This is a genomic window from Paenibacillus prosopidis (genome assembly GCF_003337375.1).
In the GTDB taxonomy this organism is placed as follows: domain Bacteria; phylum Bacillota; class Bacilli; order Paenibacillales; family Paenibacillaceae; genus Pristimantibacillus; species Pristimantibacillus prosopidis.
This window is the reverse complement of record NZ_QPJD01000005.1, coordinates 94,328-112,455: the sequence shown is the minus strand read 5'-3', so window position 1 is coordinate 112,455 and position 18,128 is coordinate 94,328. Positions and strand designations below refer to the sequence as shown.

16 protein-coding genes are annotated in these 18,128 nt (G+C 46.4%); 14 read left to right on the top strand and 2 right to left on the bottom strand.

What is annotated here, in order from left to right; translation table 11 throughout:
- Positions 1–71 precede the first annotated feature (71 nt).
- Genes DFP97_RS09030 through DFP97_RS09010 form a run of 5 tightly spaced genes read left to right on the top strand, consistent with a single transcriptional unit; the run spans position 72 to position 4,366 of the window.
- Positions 72–794, top strand: coding sequence for a hypothetical protein (locus tag DFP97_RS09030; RefSeq protein WP_114379675.1), 723 nt, complete (start codon positions 72–74; stop codon positions 792–794).
- Positions 795–818: 24 nt separating this feature from the next.
- Entirely contained in the window at positions 819–1,205 is a 387-nt protein-coding gene (locus DFP97_RS09025; protein ID WP_114379674.1) for a GntR family transcriptional regulator, read from the top strand.
- Between the two features lie 13 nt (positions 1,206–1,218).
- Positions 1,219–2,136, top strand: a complete 918-nt coding sequence (locus tag DFP97_RS09020; RefSeq protein WP_245976034.1) for an ABC transporter ATP-binding protein — start codon at positions 1,219–1,221, stop codon at positions 2,134–2,136.
- Positions 2,137–2,154: 18 nt separating this feature from the next.
- A complete protein-coding gene (locus DFP97_RS09015; RefSeq protein ID WP_114379673.1) occupies positions 2,155–3,057 on the top strand; it encodes an ABC transporter ATP-binding protein in 903 nt (300 codons plus the stop codon).
- On the top strand, positions 3,050–4,366 hold the full coding sequence (locus DFP97_RS09010; protein WP_114379672.1) for an ABC transporter permease: 1,317 nt from the start codon (positions 3,050–3,052) through the stop codon (positions 4,364–4,366). Before DFP97_RS09015 ends, DFP97_RS09010 begins: the two co-directional genes overlap by 8 nt.
- A gap of 94 nt (positions 4,367–4,460) precedes the next feature.
- Here the strand turns inward: DFP97_RS09010 and DFP97_RS09005 are convergent, their stop codons facing one another.
- Positions 4,461–5,261 (bottom strand): DUF2935 domain-containing protein, encoded by an 801-nt coding sequence (locus tag DFP97_RS09005; RefSeq protein WP_181873423.1) that lies wholly within the window; start codon positions 5,259–5,261, stop codon positions 4,461–4,463.
- Positions 5,262–5,562: 301 nt separating this feature from the next.
- Between DFP97_RS09005 and DFP97_RS09000 the strand changes: the two genes are divergently transcribed.
- The 9 genes from DFP97_RS09000 to garD all read left to right on the top strand — a co-directional run bounded on the left by DFP97_RS09000 (position 5,563) and on the right by garD (position 17,124).
- A complete protein-coding gene (locus tag DFP97_RS09000; RefSeq protein WP_114379671.1) occupies positions 5,563–6,525 on the top strand; it encodes an ABC transporter permease in 963 nt (320 codons plus the stop codon).
- A 20-nt stretch (positions 6,526–6,545) separates the two neighbouring features.
- The gene (locus DFP97_RS08995; RefSeq protein ID WP_114379670.1) at positions 6,546–7,427 is read left to right on the top strand and encodes a carbohydrate ABC transporter permease; all 882 of its coding nucleotides are present in this window, start codon (positions 6,546–6,548) and stop codon (positions 7,425–7,427) included.
- A 50-nt stretch (positions 7,428–7,477) separates the two neighbouring features.
- Positions 7,478–8,992 (top strand): extracellular solute-binding protein, encoded by a 1,515-nt coding sequence (locus DFP97_RS08990; RefSeq protein ID WP_114379669.1) that lies wholly within the window; start codon positions 7,478–7,480, stop codon positions 8,990–8,992.
- A 100-nt stretch (positions 8,993–9,092) separates the two neighbouring features.
- Entirely contained in the window at positions 9,093–11,357 is a 2,265-nt protein-coding gene (locus DFP97_RS08985) for a helix-turn-helix transcriptional regulator (protein WP_114379668.1), read from the top strand.
- 20 nt (positions 11,358–11,377) lie between these two features.
- On the top strand, positions 11,378–12,490 hold the full coding sequence (locus DFP97_RS08980; RefSeq protein WP_245976070.1) for a glycoside hydrolase family 88/105 protein: 1,113 nt from the start codon (positions 11,378–11,380) through the stop codon (positions 12,488–12,490).
- Positions 12,491–12,535: 45 nt separating this feature from the next.
- On the top strand, positions 12,536–13,426 hold the full coding sequence (gene dapA, locus DFP97_RS08975) for a 4-hydroxy-tetrahydrodipicolinate synthase (protein WP_114379666.1): 891 nt from the start codon (positions 12,536–12,538) through the stop codon (positions 13,424–13,426).
- A 65-nt stretch (positions 13,427–13,491) separates the two neighbouring features.
- The gene (garR, locus tag DFP97_RS08970; RefSeq protein ID WP_114379665.1) at positions 13,492–14,379 is read left to right on the top strand and encodes a 2-hydroxy-3-oxopropionate reductase; all 888 of its coding nucleotides are present in this window, start codon (positions 13,492–13,494) and stop codon (positions 14,377–14,379) included.
- A gap of 33 nt (positions 14,380–14,412) precedes the next feature.
- Positions 14,413–15,567 (top strand): glycerate kinase, encoded by a 1,155-nt coding sequence (locus DFP97_RS08965; RefSeq protein WP_245976032.1) that lies wholly within the window; start codon positions 14,413–14,415, stop codon positions 15,565–15,567.
- A gap of 18 nt (positions 15,568–15,585) precedes the next feature.
- A complete protein-coding gene (gene garD / locus DFP97_RS08960; protein ID WP_114379663.1) occupies positions 15,586–17,124 on the top strand; it encodes a galactarate dehydratase in 1,539 nt (512 codons plus the stop codon).
- A 98-nt stretch (positions 17,125–17,222) separates the two neighbouring features.
- On the opposite strand, the gene DFP97_RS08955 is transcribed toward garD, so the two are convergent.
- Positions 17,223–18,074 (bottom strand): AraC family transcriptional regulator, encoded by an 852-nt coding sequence (locus DFP97_RS08955; protein WP_114379662.1) that lies wholly within the window; start codon positions 18,072–18,074, stop codon positions 17,223–17,225.
- Positions 18,075–18,128 lie beyond the last annotated feature (54 nt).

Below are 18,128 nucleotides of genomic sequence, written 5' to 3'. Positions count from 1 at the left end.
GAATTAAGTTAATATACTGTGTATAAAGATATATACAGTATACTGACATGAAATTGGAAGGAGCAAATGCTGTGAGTGAGTGGAAGGGTGCATGGTTTCTGGCGAAGCATGAAATGCTGAAGGATCGCTGGAGGAGTCTTATTACATTAGCTTTTATCATTTATTTATTAATCTTTTCGATACCGTTATTTACAGCGGATCTGGAAGGGGAAAGTAATCCATTCACATGGGCAACGGATTTTATCTATTTATCGCTTCTTCCTTGTCTTGGCTTTGTGTTTAATAAAACGATGATGGGCTATTGGAAAAATGACACGTATACGAAGAAGATGGCGCAGTGGCGTACCATGCCAATCTCATCGAAGCAGATTGCGCTTGGACGGTTGATTCAGTTGACAATCGTATTATTCATCGCACAGCTTATTTTTTTCACCCTGCAGTATTCGGTGCTTTATATGAATCATGTAAACATACCGGTTCTAGACTTTGTGATGTACGGATTGTTTTGGTTCTGCTATTCCTTGGCGCTGGCAACCGCATACGTGTACTGGGAGATCGGGCATACAGGCAAAACCTATTTTCTAATGAATTTCATCTGTATATTCGGCTTCCTAGTCATTACCATCTGCTTGGCCGTCTTTAAGGCTGGAAATATCGTGGTTACATCACTTCATGTGATCGAGAATGGGAATTGGTGGATCGTTCTAGCAGTATTAGCTGTGACCGTTGCGGCACTTTTCATCGGAAAAAATCGGATGGTAGAGCGGCTCGAGAAACGCAGCTATAGAGCATAGTCATAATGAAAGAAGGTGAAGCCTATGCGGCTGCCGATACAAATTAACGAGCAAAGCGCCGAACCGCTCTATCATCAGATAAAAGTGCAGCTGCGCGCTTTGGTCGTCAGCGGACAGCTGACGGAAGGGACGCTGCTCCCATCGATTCGCGAGCTTGCCCAAACGGTCAAGTGCAGCGTCATTACGGTAAAGCGGGTATATAGCGACTTGGAAACGGAAGGGCTGCTGCGGACTCGGCAAGGAACAGGCACATATGTGGCCCAGGTTGGTGAACAAGAACGTGACCGGTATCGGCTGGCAGCTGTTATTGAAGCCATGGAGCTGGCGGTCGTCGCAGGCAAACGGGTGCAGTGTACGGAAGCAGAGCTGGAAACGATATTTAAGGAAACGATGAACAAACATTTTGAATAAAGGATGGGAAAGCATGATGGATGAGACGATAGCGATTCGACTTGAAGGTGTCGAAAAGAATCGATCTAATTTCAGACTTGGACCGCTCCATATGAGCATACCGAAGGGGTGCATTACAGCGATTGTCGGTCCCAATGGCTGCGGCAAAAGTTCATCCTTCAGCCTCATGCTGGAATTGACTAAGTCGGATACAGGAACGATCGAGCTGCTTGGGCATAAGGTGGGACAAGGAAGGAATACGGAGCTGATGAAACGGATCGGCTATTTGCCGGAGCAGTCTTCTGAGCATGAGGACAATATGAAGGGAACGAAAAAAGCCGAATTCTACCGCTTCTGGTATGACAGCTGGGATGTAAATCGTTATCGCGAGCTGCTGCGTATTTTGGAGGTCGACGATAATGGGACGCTTGGCAAAATGTCAAAGGGGATGCGCCGTAAGTTCGAATTTGCGCTGGCGCTGGCACATGGACCCGAGCTGCTATTGCTCGATGAACCTTCTTCAGGCTTAGATCCGCTTGCGTGGAAAACAATGATCGAAATTCTTCACCGCTATATGGATCAGGGCGATCATACGATTTTAATGACTTCCCATATTATTGAAGAAGTGAAACGACTTGCCGATTTTATCGTATTTATGGCACAGGGGCGGGTGCTCGGCATGTACGAGAAGGATGAGCTGTTCAGCAGCTGGTCCACGTTATTTATTAGCGGAGATGAGTTAACAGCGAAGAAGGCAGCAGGTGCTCCGGGTCAATGCGGCGTGGAGCATGCAGGCGGTACGACATACCGCATCACGACGAACAAAGCGGCAGAGGCCGAGAAATGGTGTGCTTCGGAAGGCATTAACATCGTTAGCAGGCAAGCGCTGGAGCTGGACGAAATTATGAGTGCATTATTGATGCAGGACAGATTGAGCAAAAGGTTGAAATAAGCGGGGGGGAGCAGCGAAATGAATCCATTAAAAGTAGAAAATGTCTTCAAGCAATATGGTGACAAGACAGCGGTTAACGGTATTAGCCTTGAAGTTGGCGAAGGGGAAATTTACGGCTTACTTGGCGCCAACGGTGCAGGGAAGACAACGACTATGCGGATGGTGCTTGGCCTCATTTATCCGGATGAAGGGAAGATTTTGTATCACGGAAAATCATACAGCAGCGGCCAGCTCCGCAATCTTGGTTACTTGCCGGAGGAGAGGGGCTTATACCCGAAGGTGCGGGTAAGCGATCAGCTCATCTACCTGGCACAGCTTCGCGGCATGTCGAAGAAGGATGCGGAGCGCAGCCTGAAGCAATGGCTGGATCGCTTCGAGGTCCCGGAATATTATAACAAGAAGGTTGAAGAACTTTCCAAAGGGAATCAGCAAAAAATTCAGTTTATCGCTGGCGTTATCCACTCGCCGAAAATTGTTATTCTAGACGAGGCCTTCAGCGGACTCGATCCGGTTAACGTAGAGCTGTTGAAATCGACGGTTAAAGAGCTTCGCGACGCGGGAACGAGCATCTTATTCTCGACTCACCGTATGGAGCACGTCGAGGAGCTGTGCCGCAACATTACCATTTTGCACCGCTCAAATGTTGTTTTGAAAGGGAACTTGAAAGAGATTAAGAAGCAATTCCCGAAGGAACGCGTTATTCTTAGCACCGAGACCGAAGTGTCTGGTCTTGATAACCTTACCGGAGTAACAGGCGTTACCCGTCATGAGTACGGCTATGAGATCGGCATTGCGAATGAATCGGCCGGTGGCGAAATTTTGCGTCACGCTATGGGACAATCAACGATTACACGCTTTGAAATCAAGGAACCGACATTAAACGAAATATTTATCAAAACGGTAGGTGATAGCCATGAATAGCTTTTGGACGGTCGTTGGCTTTACGTTAAAAAACAAATTCCGAGGCAAAGCATTCCTTATCACGACAATTATTATTGCGGTTATAATGACCATAGGGATTAATCTTCCTTATATATTCTCTCTATTCAGCAATGGCGATAAAGTGACTCATATCGGTTATATTCAATCGACGCAAGCAGAGCAAGCGCAAGGATCGGCGACTGGTGATCAGCTTAAAGCATTTTTCGCAGCACAGGAGAAGCCGGGGGTTAATCTGGTTCCGTTCGAGGATAAAGGCTCGGAAGCAGAGAACGAGAAGCAGCTGAAGCAGGCGATTGCCGACAAAGAAATTAACGGCTATTTGCAATTCGGGAAAATGACGGAGAACGGCTTCCCGGAAATGACGTATAAATCGGAGAAGCTGATGGCGTTCGAGCTAACGAGCTCAATTCAGAGCGGACTCCAAGTCATTCGTCAGGCGGCGGTTTTGCAGGATGCCGGTTTATCCGATGCCCAAATGGCATTGCTGAATGCGCCGATTAAAATCGACACCGTTCAAATTTCCGCAACAGAGGGTGCAGGCAACGTAGGCGAAGGCAAGACGCCAGAGCAGCAGGCGATGAACATGGGACTTGTATATTTTATCGTTGTACTGCTGTTCATGGCTATTATGATCACCGGACAATTGATTGCTTCGGAAATTACAGCGGAGAAGAGCTCGCGCGTTATGGAATTGCTCATTACCAGCGTATCGCCGCTCAAGCAAATGTTCGGAAAAATCGCAGGCATGTTCCTGGTAGGGATCATTCAGATCTCGATCTATGTGCTTGTTATGATCATCAACGTAAACCTTCCGCACAATGACAAACTATTAGGTGAATGGAACATTAACTTCAGTGACATTGATCCGGCTCTGCTGCTCTATTCCGTATTATTCTATTTAACCGGCTACTTCTTGTTCGCGACATTGTTCGCTGCAGTCGGATCAATTGTAAGCCGTACAGAAGACCTGGGGCAAGCGGTACTGCCGATTACCATGATCTCAATGGCTGGCTTCTATATTTCAATCTTCAGTATCTCGAGCCCGGACAGCATGCTCGTAAAAGTAACGTCCTTCATCCCATTCTTCTCGCCTTACGTGATGCTGCTCAGACTTGGCCTAACCGATCCGCCGGTATGGGAAGTGCTGACATCCATCGGAATCCTGTTAGTTACGATCTACCTTGCCGTATGGATATCCGCGAAGATCTACCGAACGGGCGTGCTTATGTACGGCAAGCGGCCTAGTTTTAAAGAACTGCGGAAGGCTATGCGGGCTTATAAGATTTAGGAATACGAGGAGACAGCAAAAAAAAAGGCCATGAATCTCAACTATTGTTGAAAAAAATGGCCTTTTTAGTGTGCTTTTGACCCATTCATCGATACTAACCCGATGACTCCCTTACTAGATTATTTTCAAACATGTCAATAATAAAAAGGAACCTTTCAGCTTCACGGAAAACATGATCTGCTAATAAAGGATGAATGATGCTTTTAATCCGGCAAGCTTCAATCAAATCCTTGGCCGTCTTTTTGAAATCCCGGAGAGATTTTACCGATACTCGATTTTGGTCTAGGAATTGGTCAAGAAGTGGAACGGTCTGAGATTGAGGACGCATCGATTCTAAATCTCTTGCTTGAAATAACAATTGATCGAAGTCATTACTGAAATTTCGTGCTTGTTCAACTAATTGCCTTTCAGACGGGTCAAGCAAATGCCCGATAAACTTTGCATGGTCAGCCATTATCCTCAAGAAAAATACATTTTCATCGATAATGGCATCAGGCAAGGGCTCCAATCTTCCTGTGTTAAGTTCTTCTAAACGGTTTCTAAAATAAAAGGCTTCTCTGCTTGTATGGTCAATCAGCAAAGGGAAATTATTTGCTCCTGGTAATTGACAACTTAATACGAGACCCAATACTTTTCTTTTAAAAGCCCAAATGTGTGAAGCCGCGTTGTGAACCTCCGTATTAAACCGCTTGATAAGCTCAGGATCTGCTGTAACTGTGAATGCATGAGATCTTCTTTCGATTTCCTCAAATACTGCATAGAATTGATTTGCTTCTGCAATTAATTGAGTGTCTTCACAACGAAAGCCTAATTTTAGAAAAAGGGAATGCTCCTTCATAATGCGTGACCAAAAGCGAATTTCATCCAGTGACCGCATAACAAATGCATTTGACAATATTATCCCACCCCCACGAGTTAGGTAATCTATAATACTTATTGGGTGGAGTATGAAAGTATGAATCAATTTTTCGCTCTGAAATATGAGAAATATCTGAAGCTGAAGAGCTGGTTAAGAAAGTACGATGCAGCTGAAAAGAATGATAATTCAAGGGTCCAATAGCGCTTAAAGCTGCCCTTTTTAACGAATTTCACTCGGAAGATAAGTGGTTCGATCAGTACTATTGCCAGTCATAACCCCGAAACCTATGATTTGAATTGTATTCGATACTTAAAATTCAAGTAAAGGAGGACGGCGGATGAAGGGGCAACATGCAGCCCGGTTACAATTAAGACACAAGTACCTTTTCTTTAAAGAGTCTTTGTTTGTAAGGGATATTGTCAGAGATCGATGGTTGTATTTCATCTTATTTCCAGGTATTTTGTATTTCGTCATTTTTAAATATGTGCCTATGTTCGGCTTGGTTATGGCATTTGAGGACTATCAGCCGCATCTCGGTTTTATGAACAGTTCCTGGGTGGGACTGAAGCATTTTGAACGATTTTTTACAGAGCCGCAGTTTTGGATACTGTTCCGAAATACCATTTTGTTAGCGATATATAATTTAGTGTTTTTCTTTCCGCTTCCTATTGTACTAGCACTTATGTTAAATGAAGTCCGCAATAAAATATTCAAACGCTTCGCTCAGACGTTATTATATTTGCCGCACTTTGTATCATGGGTAGTCGCGGTTGGCATTTTCTATGTCCTATTTACTACCGAAGGAGGGATTGTAAACGAATTGATCCACAGAATCGGAATAGAGAAAATTCCGTTTCTGCTTAGCGAGGATTGGTTCAGAACGATGATTGTCAGCCAGTCGATCTGGAAAGAAGCAGGATGGGGAACGATTATTTTCCTGGCGGCGTTATCCGGAGTCGACCTTCAGCTCTACGAAGCTTCCCGCATAGATGGAGCAGGACGCTGGCGCCAGCTCTGGCATATTACGCTCCCGGCTATCCGCAGCACGATCGTTATTTTGTTTATTCTGCGCTTGGGCACTTTTCTGGACACGGGTTTCGAGCACATCTTCCTCATGCTTAATTCTATGAACCGTGAAGTAGGGGAAGTTTTTGATACTTATGTATATATGAAAGGCTTGACCCAGGGACAATACAGCTATAGCGCCGCTGTCGGGCTGTTTAAATCTATGGTAGGGCTTGTCCTTGTGCTCGGCTCCAATTGGATGGCGAAAAAACTCGGTGAAGAAGGCATTTATTAATAGCGTCAGGAGGTTTCAATATGCTAGCGGAAGATAAGCATTGGAGTAACCGGCTGTTTAATACGGCAAACTATTCGTTGTTGATCCTGATAGCGCTAATTACAATCATTCCCTTCGTGTATATCGTTGCCGTGTCCTTTGCTACCCCGGAGGAAGTGGCTCAAGGCGGCTTGCTCTTATTTCCTTCGAAGTTTACATTAGGGGCGTATAAATATATCTTCTCAACCGATACGATGGTTCGAAGCATACTGATCTCGATTTATGTGACCGTGCTCGGAACCTTCATTAACCTCATATTGACCTCATTTACCGCGTACCCTTTGGCGAAAGCCACTTTACGGGGGCGCAGGACCCTTCTGCTCATGGTTCTGGTTTCCATGCTCTTCAGCGGGGGATTGATTCCGACCTATTTTGTTGTCAAGGCCTTCGGCATCATCGATACGTATTGGTCCTTGATGGTTCCGACCGCTATCAGCGCGTTTAATTTGATCGTGCTCAAGAACTTTTTTCAGCAAATTCCAGACAGCCTGGAGGATTCGGCTAAGATCGACGGCTGCAATGATTTGGGCGTATTGTTCCGTATCGTTCTGCCGTTATCCATGCCGGCAATGGCTACATTCGGACTTTTCTATGCGGTAGGACATTGGAATTCATTCTTTAATGCGGTGATGTATATTAACGATGCTGAGAAATTTCCGGTTCAGGTTATTTTGAGGCAAATTGTGTTGTTATCTCAAGATCAAATCGGAGACACAACGTCTCAGCAAGATCCAACCGATTATTTGCCGCAGACGATTCGAATGGCTTCCATTGTAGTCGCGACTGTCCCGATCGTACTCGTCTACCCTTTTTTACAAAAGCATTTTGCCAAGGGTGTGCTGTTAGGATCGGTAAAAGGTTAACTCTATTTCGCGGGTATCATTGTGTATAATAAAATGTAGGGGGTTATCTCATGAAAAGAAAGCGCTTCATTATTGTTATGGTTTCATTGCTTACGATTGCTGGCGGTTTATCGGGGTGTGCAGGCGGGAAAGATACGCCAACCGCGAAGCAGGAGGGAAATACACCGTTAGAAGTTACGATCGCTACGCCTCAAGTTGGAGAGGCCCCGAAAAAAGACAGCGAAGTAGAGCTGGCCATAGAGAAATATACGAATTCAAAAATCGATATCCAATGGATTCCTTCCGCCGCTTTTGAAGATAAGAAAAATATTATGATCGCCTCCAGCGAAATGCCCAAAGCATTTAAAATAACGTCGAACGCCACTACGCTTAGCGCGGTCCAATCCGGCTTGTTTTGGGAGATCGGACCAATGCTTACGGATTATAAAAACTTATCGGCTGTCAACGCGCTGTATTACGAAAATATAAAGGTAGATGGAAAGCTTTATGGATTGCCCTTGTACCGGGACTTCGGCCGCGCAGGGATCGTTTACCGCAAGGATTGGTTTGACGAGCTTGGCCTGAAGCCACCGGTAACCTTGGATGACTGGTATAACATCATGAAGACTATCGCAGAGAAGAATCCTGAGAAGAATGGTCAGAATGATACGTACGGCATGTTTCTTGACAAGTCCTACAACGATCCGGTTGCCAGCAGCTCCTTTCTGACCCGGCTGGCGGTTTCTCAGGGGGCGCCGAATAAATGGGGCGTAGAAGACGGTACGATGGTAGCTGAATTTATGACCAAGCCGTACCTGGATTCCATGAAGCTGCTTCGCAGGCTCTTTCAGGAAAATTTAATCAATCAGGACTTCTCCGTTGTTCAGACAGCTGATGCCGATAATAAGTGGAATGCAGGCAAGGTAGGGATCCGGATCAATACGGTGGCCTCGGCAGCTGCGACTTCTCAAGTCAACCTTAACAAGGCTGTACCTGATGGCGTAGTTGATATTGTGCCTTATATGGGACCATCGGGCAATCGTGTACCGGCTGAACCCGGCAATAATGGCTTTTTCGTCTTCCCGAAATCGAGCGTAAAGTCAGAAGCAGAACTAAAGCAGCTGCTGGGTTTCTTCGATAAACTGCTGGATCCGGAGATGTCGACGCTTTTAACTAGAGGGGTTGAAGGCAAGCATTTCAATAAGACCTCTGACGGAAAAGCGCAGTTTATAGATTTGTCCCTATTTAATCTTGAGGTTAAACCTTATCGTGACAGTCTGCCTGCGTTTGAGGTGACTGGTACGGGTCTGCCTCTGGAACTATCTGACTTGCAGGCGAAGGGCTGGAGGGTCGTTGCCGACAACCTGGAAAATGCGGTGCCTAACCTAGCGTTAACATTGAATTCCAAAACGTATTTGGAAAAGGGCGGGGAGCTGGACACGTTAATTCGTGATGCCCAAACGAAGTTTATTATGGGGAAAATTGATGAGGCAGGGTGGCAAGCGGAAGTGGATAATTGGAAAAAAGCCGGCGGCGGCAAGGTAATTGAAGAATATTCAGCCGAGTATGCGAAGCAGAAGAAGTAAGTCGTTTAAGCTGGCGCTTTCTTAAGCAATCGGTACTGTGTATTTCTCTGATATAATGGTAATGCCGAAGCCTTGTACGCGAAGGAAGGAGAGGTTTCCATTGCCTAAATACTTATATCGGTTGCTCGTCTTCTCTCTTCTGCTCAGTGTAGTTTCTGTTGCCTCCATTGGAGTCATTTCCTACTATATCGCCTCAAAGGATATTAGGAAGAAGGTTAATGAGGGAAACGTACAGATTTTACTACAAAACCAGATGAGAATGGAACAAATTTTAAAGAATGTGGAAATGGTAGCTGTGCAGTATATCAATTCATCGTTGGTAAGCGACTTTCTATACGATGATTTGCACAATGATGATTTCCAAACGATCAACAATCTCTCCAAAGGCTTGTATAATCTTCATTCTATTGAAGGTGTGGCCGAGACGAGACTAATAAATCTGGAGCACGATTGGATGATCAGCAATCTTGGATTTACGTCTACAGAAGATTTTCCAAATCAAGATTTATTGAGTGAATATGCCAAGCGTCCACAAAATTTATTTTGGCTCGCTAATACCGATAGTGTCTTACAAGCAAATAACATTCGGCTGGTCATTAATCTTCCAATGCTTTCCTCTACGAATGCGGCTAAAGCGCTGCTGATTATTGATATATCGCAAGATGCTTTACTGAGCAATTTGGCGCAGAACACCCAATTAGGAAGCATTTATGTACTCAATCGAGATCGGGAGCCGTTCTTATCCAGCTCCAGCACCGCTTTGGTCCAGCCTGCCATCCTGCAAAAGATGCAAGCGGCGGTGGACGAAACGGGGTATTTTGAAACGGACGCTACAGCGGTCAATTATAGAGTTTCCTCCTATAACGGCTGGTCCTATGTTTCAATCGTATCTATGGAAGCGATTACAAAGGATTCTAAGAAAATTGCTTTCATTACCTTAAATGCTTGTCTCGTTATTTTAATTCTAATCGCATTCGCCGCCTTCTACGGAACCTTCCGCATGTATAGGCCAATCCGTCGGCTGTTTACGATGTTGGAGCAGTTCGGGGGAGAGTCCATCGGGTTCAAAAAACGGGATGAATTCGCACTGATCGAGGAACGATTTTCTACATTGTTTAGTACGGGAAAGGATTTGCAGCAGCAGCTGCGGGCTCAGCGCGGACAGGTCAAAGAATTTTTCCTGTTGAAATTAATTATGGGGCAGGTAACAGAAAGCGAATTTTCCTACAAGTATGAGACCTATGGCTTCGGAGAAAAGGGGAAGGCGATCGGGGTGCTCGCTCTACAGATCGATTCTCTAGAGGGCACTAGGTACTCGGATAGTGAAAAGGAGCTGCTGTTATTCGCGATCAATAATGTCGTAGCGGAGCTAATTCCTTCTGATTGTATTTTGGGTACGCTGCTGCTGGATCAATCGCAGGTCACCCTATTGCTGGGGGATTCGGAGGATCCGGTTGAGCTGAAGGGCTACTTCTATCGAATGGCGGAGCTTATTGCGTCGAAGGTGAATGAGCTGCTTCAGCTAAAAATCAGTATTGGCATCAGTCGGCCATTTCAGCGGTACACGGACGCTATGGATGCTTACTCAGAGGCATTAGAGGCGCTTAAACGCAGAATCAGCCTTGGCAATGAGCTCATCTTGAACTATGAAGATATCGAAACGGTCAACCGAAATCATGTTCAGCCCGCCGCCTCTTGGAGCCACTTTGAAGAATGCATGGTGGGTGGGCTCAAAACAGGCGATGCCACTTCGGCTTATGAGTATTTTAACCAGTATGCGTCGGCGATTTTAGTGAAAAATGTGTCATTTAATGATTTTCAAACCCTTATGCTCCAATTAATCATCAAAATCTATCGGCTTGTTCAGCAGCAAGGCGGAACACTGGATGGGCTGGTTGGCACCAAATCAGTCATGATTCGATTCATGAAATTGAATACGGCCGAGGAGATTACGGCATGGTTCAAGACGGAGTTGATCCCGCCCACCCTTGCCTTCCTGCAGGGGCGCATCGATTCGCAATATATCAATATCGCCCACCAAATGGTAGAGCTGATTCAAGACAAATACGATCAGGATATTACTCTGGAAATGTGCGCTGAACAATTCCGGTTTCATCCTGTCTATTTAAGCCGGGTGTTCAAGAAAGAAATGGGAATAACGTTTATCGATTATTTGACGAACTACCGGATGAATATGGCCAAACTTTGGCTAAGGGACAGCAATATGAAGATTACGGAAATCGCGGAGCGTCTGAGCTATACGAACTCCACCGGGTTTATCCGGACGTTCCGCAAGGCTGCAGGGATGACACCGGGCCAGTATAGAGAATCCCATTCGAGAATACATGCTGGTGACTCATCATAATGGCATAACCTGACGTGGAGGTGCCTCTATTGACTTATGAAATGGTAGATAGATTGAAAGAACAATATTTGTCGAGCGAGAAGTGGTTTTCGGTAAGGTGGCATTATATCGAAGGCTGTATCTTAAAGGCGTATTTGGACAGCTACGAGTTGACTGGCTGCACAATGGAGTACAACTTTGTAAAAGGCTTTATAGAGCGGCAATTTGATTCCAACGGCGATATCCCTGAGATTCGAATGAACAGCTATAATATCGATCAAATCAGGATGGCTGTTATTTTATTTCCTCTATTTCAAAGAGAGCAGGAGCCCAAATATAAAAGAGTAATGGATTTGCTATATCAACAGCTGGCATCTTATCCGAGAACGAAGTCCGGGTCGTTCTGGCATAAAGAAAACTATCCCTATCAGGTATGGCTCGATGGATTGTATATGGGGCAGCCGTTCCTTGTCCAGTACGTGAAGAAATTCGCAGAGCAAAAGGATTATTCCGATACGATAAAACAGTTCCAAAATGTCCGCCAATATCTCTATAACGAACAAAAGCGGTTGTACAGTCACGCATATGACGAGAGCCGTCATATTTTCTGGTGCGATAAAGCGACAGGACAATCACCGAATGTATGGGGGCGTGCGGTCGGCTGGTTCGCGATGGCGCTGGTGGATGTACTGGAGCTGCTGGAAGGAGAGCCGGCAGATACCGGTATCCTCAAAGCCTATTTGATGGAGCTTATAGATGACATGCTTCCGTATAGGCATAATGAGGGCATGTGGTATCAGGTCGTGGACAGGACGGACAATCCGGACAATTATCTCGAATCCAGTGGAACGCTGATGATGGCTTATGCCATTTTGAAAGGGGCAAGATTAGGATATGTGCCCGAGGAGTATGCGGTATATGGGATACAGGCGTTTAACGGGACAATCGCCCGTTATTTGAGGGAAGAAGCAGGTGAAGTATTACTAGGCGGGATTTGCCGAAGCGCCGGCCTTGGGAAAAAGCCCGAAACCGGAGAAATTCGAGACGGCAGTCTAGCGTATTATATCTACTCAGAAGAAGTTGTTGATAATAATGGTCATGGAGTGGCGCCTCTGATCATGGCCTACAATGAAATCAAACGGCGCGGCTTATGAACATTTAGTTTAATCAAACTATGAAACCTATAAAGGAGAAACCATATGGATACAAACTGGATTGGCGGTGTGATCCCGCCGATTGTTACGCCGGTAGATGCAGAGGAATGTGTGGAAGAGCAGGGCCTTCGCAATGTGATTGAACATGTAATTGCCGGCGGTGTCCACGGGATACTTTCTCTAGGCAGCAATGGAGAATTTTACGGATTGGATCATGAGCAGCAAGAGCGCGCCGTTTCCATTACGATTGATCAGATAGCAGGGCGTGTACCGCTTTATATGGGGATTGGGGCCATAACGACCAAAGAATGCGTGAAGCTTGCCAAAATGGGAGAAAGGCTTGGAGTCCAAGCGATAACGATTTTGCCGCCTATGTTTTTGACGCCTTCGGAGGAAGAGCTTTATCGGCATTTTGAAACGATAGCCGGATCGACGTCACTGCCGGTTCTGCTCTACAATAATCCGGATCGTGTCGGCAATAATATTTCCGCCAATCTGATCGAAAGACTTGCCGATATTCCGAACATCGTCGGGGTGAAGGACAGCAGCGGAGATTTGACCTTAACCGCGGAGTATATTCGGAGAACCAGACACAAAGGCTTCCGTGTAATGGCCGGTCGGGATGTCATGATATTGGGCTCATTAGTATACGGCGCAGTGGGTTGTGTGGCATCAACCGCGAATATCGTGCCTTCACTCGTCGTTGAGATTTACGATAAATATGTGGCTGGGGATTTGCCGGGCGCATTGGAAGCCCAATTTAAGCTGGCTCCGCTTCGAATAGCATTTAATCTGGCAAGCTTCCCGGTCATTACAAAAGAGGCTATGAATCTCATAGGGGTTCCTGTAGGCGGCTCAATTCTTCCAAATACCGCTTGCTCCGATACAAACCGTGATAAGCTGAGGGATATTTTACGGCAATTGGGTGCTCTTTAAGGGTAAGGGCTGGTAAGAGCCGGGATAGGGATCTTCGATCATAACCAAAGGGGGCCGCGAAATTGATGAGGGTTGGATTCATTGGGCTGGGCATTATGGGAAAGCCGATGAGCAAAAATTTACTTAAAGCGGGCTATGAGCTTGTCGTTTTGTCAAAGAACAAAGGCGCTGCCGAGCTGGTAGCCGCTGGAGCTGTGCAGGCAAACACGCCTAAAGAGGTCGCAGAGAAAGCGGATATTATCATTACGATGCTGCCTAACTCCCCGGAGGTGAAGGAGGTCGTGCTGGGACCGGATGGCGTGATTGAAGGAGCTAAACCCGGCTGCGTTGTCGTGGATATGAGCTCCATTGCGCCTCTTGCAAGTCAGGAGATTGCCGGCAGGTTGGCGGAGAAGGGGATTCACATGCTGGATGCCCCGGTTAGCGGAGGCGAGCCGAAGGCAATAGAAGGGACGCTTTCCGTCATGGTCGGGGGAAGCGAAGAGGTGTTCGATAAGTGCTACGATGTGATGAAGGCCATGGCAGCCTCTGTTGTAAGAACGGGAGACATTGGCGCTGGAAATGTAGCCAAACTCGCCAATCAGATTATTGTGGCGATTAACATCGCGGCTATGTCGGAAGCACTGGTGTTGGCTGCTAAGGTTGGCGTTAAGCCGGAATTAGTGTTTCAGGCGATTCGAGGCGGATTGGCGGGAAGCACCGTGCTGGATGCGAAGGCTCCCCTTGTGATGGACCGCTATTTCGAACCCGGCTTTCGAATCAACCTGCATATTAAGGATCTCAGCAATGTGCTGGAAACGTCGCAAGAGGTCGGAGTGCCGCTCCCGTTAACCTCATCGGTCATGGAGATGATGCAGGAGCTTACGGCCAATGATATGGGGGATTGCGATCATAGCAGCTTAATACGTTACTATGAGAAATTGGCGGGAATTGAAGTGAGCAGGCAGCGGTAAGTCGTAATCCATTGAGAGAATCCAAATGCCGAGGTGAACAGCTTGAAAATTTTAGTTGCACCTAATTCATACAAAGGATGCCTTCATGCTTATGAGGTAGCTGAGTTCATGGAACAAGGAATCCTTGAGGCGTTTCCCCAAGCTGAGGTTCATAAAATGGCTGTAGCCGACGGCGGGGAAGGTACGGTTAAAGCCATTATAGGCGCAATCGGGGGGCGGCTGCATGAAGTGAAAGTAACGGGCCCTTTGGGTAATCCGGTTAAAGCAGATATAGGATTGATGAAGGAAGGACACACGGCCGTAATTGAAGCGGCCTCGGCGTCAGGACTGACGCTTGTACCCAAAGAGCGGTTAAATCCGATGTTAACAACAACGTACGGCACAGGGCAGTTAATCAAGGAAGCGCTTGAACTGGGCTGCCGTAAACTGATTATAGGCATCGGCGGCAGTGCGACCAATGACGGAGGAGTCGGCATGGCTCAAGCTCTCGGGGCGCGTTTCTTGAATAAGGACGGCGAAAACATAGGTTACGGCGGTGGCGAGCTGGAGAGCATATGCCGAATTGACCTCTCTGATATGGACCCGCGTATCGCCGAATGCGAGTTCATTATCGCCAGTGATGTCACCAACCCGTTGTGCGGGGAGAACGGAGCTTCGGCTGTCTTTGGTCCGCAAAAAGGCGCAACACCCGAAATGGTTCGAAGCCTGGACAACGGTTTGCTTCATCTTAGCCGGGTCATAGAAAGCGAATTAGGCAAGGACATTGCTAACCTTCAGGGGGCTGGGGCTGCCGGTGGATTGGGCGGCGGATTAATGGCCTTTTTACCCGGAAAGATGGCGCGGGGAATCGATATTGTGCTGGAAGCCGCTGATTTTGAGAATCGGGTACAGCAGATGGACTTCGTGATAACGGGAGAAGGGCACACCGATCATCAAACCTCCTTTGGAAAAACACCCGTTGGTATAGCCCGGTTAGCTAAAAAGTTCAATGTGCCCGTTATCTGCATATCGGGAGGTATTACCTCCGATGTGCAGGGATTATACGAGCAAGGGATCAACGTCATCGTAGGGGTTGCTCAAAGACCTATGACATTAGAAGAGGCCATGATTCATGCACCAGCTTTAATTCGGCACGCGGTGTCTTCGGTCATTCGTACCCTGATGATAACGATGAGACCGGAAGCTTGATACAAGGAGGATGCAGGTATGCCTGAGCAAGCAAAAAGCCAGAATGAAGCGCCTCTTTATATAAAGGTTAGCGCCAAGGATAATGTTGCGATTATCGTTAATTCCGGCGGGTTGCCTAAAGGATGCATCTTTGCTTGCGGTCTTGAACTTAGAGACGGCACTCCGCAGGGCCATAAAGTAGCCCTAACGGATATAGAGCAGGATGAGCCTATTATTCGTTACGGGGAAGTTATCGGATATGCGGCAGGACCGATTCCAAAAGGCAGTTGGGTGAAGGAAGAATTGGTAAGACTCCCTTCGCCTCCCCAATTAGACGAGCTGCCGATTGCTAATCAAGTACCATTACCGCTTCCGCCTCTTGAAGGATATACGTTTGAAGGATATCGCAACGAAGACGGAAGCGTCGGCACAAAAAATATACTGGGAATCACAACAAGCGTTCAATGTGTTGCAGGGGTGCTTGACTATGCCGTAAAAATGATTAAAGAACAATTGCTTCCCCATTACCAAAATGTAGAGGACGTAGTGGCTTTAACTCATAATTATGGCTGCGGAGTTGCCATTAATGCTCCTGATGCTATCATTCCGATTCGCACCATACAAAATATCGCGACCAACCCCAATTTTGGCGGTGAGGTACTTGTAGTGGGGTTAGGCTGCGAGAAGTTAATACCGGAAAGATTGCTCACGGACGGAGACTCGGACAACATCGTTTCCCTGCAAGATCATCATGGTTTTATGAGTATGATACAGTCCATTATGAACTTAGCGGAACAAAAATTGATAAAGTTGAATCGCCGGCACCGTGTAACTTGCCCCGTTTCCGATCTGGTGGTTGGCTTACAATGCGGAGGAAGCGATGCTTTTTCCGGGGTAACGGCGAACCCGGCAGTAGGATTTGCCGCTGATTTGTTGGTTCAAGCGGGCGCAACGGTTTTATTTTCGGAGGTTACCGAGGTGCGTGATGCCGTTCACCTGTTAACGCCGCGGGCAATCAATCAAGAAGTGGGCCAGGCATTAATACAAGAAATGAAATGGTACGACAATTATTTGCAAAAGGGCCAAGCGGACCGGAGTGCGAATCCGTCGCCTGGAAATAAAAGAGGCGGATTGGTGAACGTGGTGGAGAAATCGCTTGGATCCATTATCAAGTCGGGCAGCAGTCCTATTGTGGGAGTATTATCCCCGGGTGAAAAAGCAACCCAAAAAGGGCTCGTTTTTGCGGCAACACCTGCGAGCGATTTTGTTTGCGGCACTTTACAACTTGCTTCAGGGGTTAATATGCAAGTCTTTACAACTGGAAGAGGCACACCTTATGGATTGGCAATGGCCCCTGTTATTAAAGTAGCTACCCGAAATTCTTTAACGGAGCAGTGGCATGATTTAATCGACGTGAATGCTGGAACGATAGCAACGGGAGAAGCAACGATAGAAGAAGTTGGTTGGGGTATTTTTCACATGATTTTGGATGTAGCAAGCGGGAAAAAGAAGACTTGGGCAGACCGCTGGGGATTGCACAATGCTTTGTGCCTGTTTAACCCGGCTCCGGTAACCTGACTTATTTTGTTGTGTTCGGAATTCGCAATGATAAGAAGTTCGAGGCTTCCGCTTCGAACTTCTTTATCATTCAATGCCGATCATTCAATACCGATGATTCACTTGTAATATAACAATCGATTTGCAGAAGCATTGCGGAAGCCCGTTGGCGTAAGATTTGTCATCTGTTTGAATGACTTCATGAAATGATGGCTGTCGTGATAGCCGAGCTGCAAAGCAATTTCATTGATGGTTTGATTTGTGTCCGTTAATAGAAAGGACGCGGCTTCGATCTTCTGCTGCAAAATAAACTGCTTGAGAGACACGCCGGCAATCGTTGAGAACAGGTGTGACAAATATTTCATGTTGTAGCCGAAGTGATCCGCGATTTGAGACACCTTCAGCTGTTCAAAACGGTTCCACTTAATATAGTCTACGATATCATTGTAGAGCTGTAGCTGCTTTAACTTTTTGATAGGGGCGTTTTTGATGAGATATGATTGATTGTACAACTCGCACAGAATACTCGTTGTCAAATAGTTATTAAGCGTCTGATCCTGATAGTTTCGAACGGAGTCCTGCAGCTGTTTCATCATCACGATGATTTTATCCGTACTATTTAATGTACCTTTAGACGGAATTATTATGCTTCCAGCTTTAGGTTCATACGCCTCGATGAGATTGGATCCCGCCGATTGCTCTTCTGCCGTAAAATGAAGCCAATAAAAGCTGCAATCCGATTTGAGGTAGCCAAATTGTTTGGTCCGGGGAGCCATGAGCAGAAAATCCCCTTCCTGCAAGACATGCTGCTCCTCTTCATCCGCAATGTACAAATGTCCTTTTGTCTGCACGAACAGTTCATAACTCATAAGCAATCTGCTCATGTGCATCCAATCGGGAGAGGGGGAAACGAACTTTCCCGTCATTTCAAAAAATAACGGTTTTTCTACATGAAAGGTATGGCCGATCATTTGGTATATTATCCCCCTTTCTAACCTTTTCACACTTCATAATGATTGATTAAT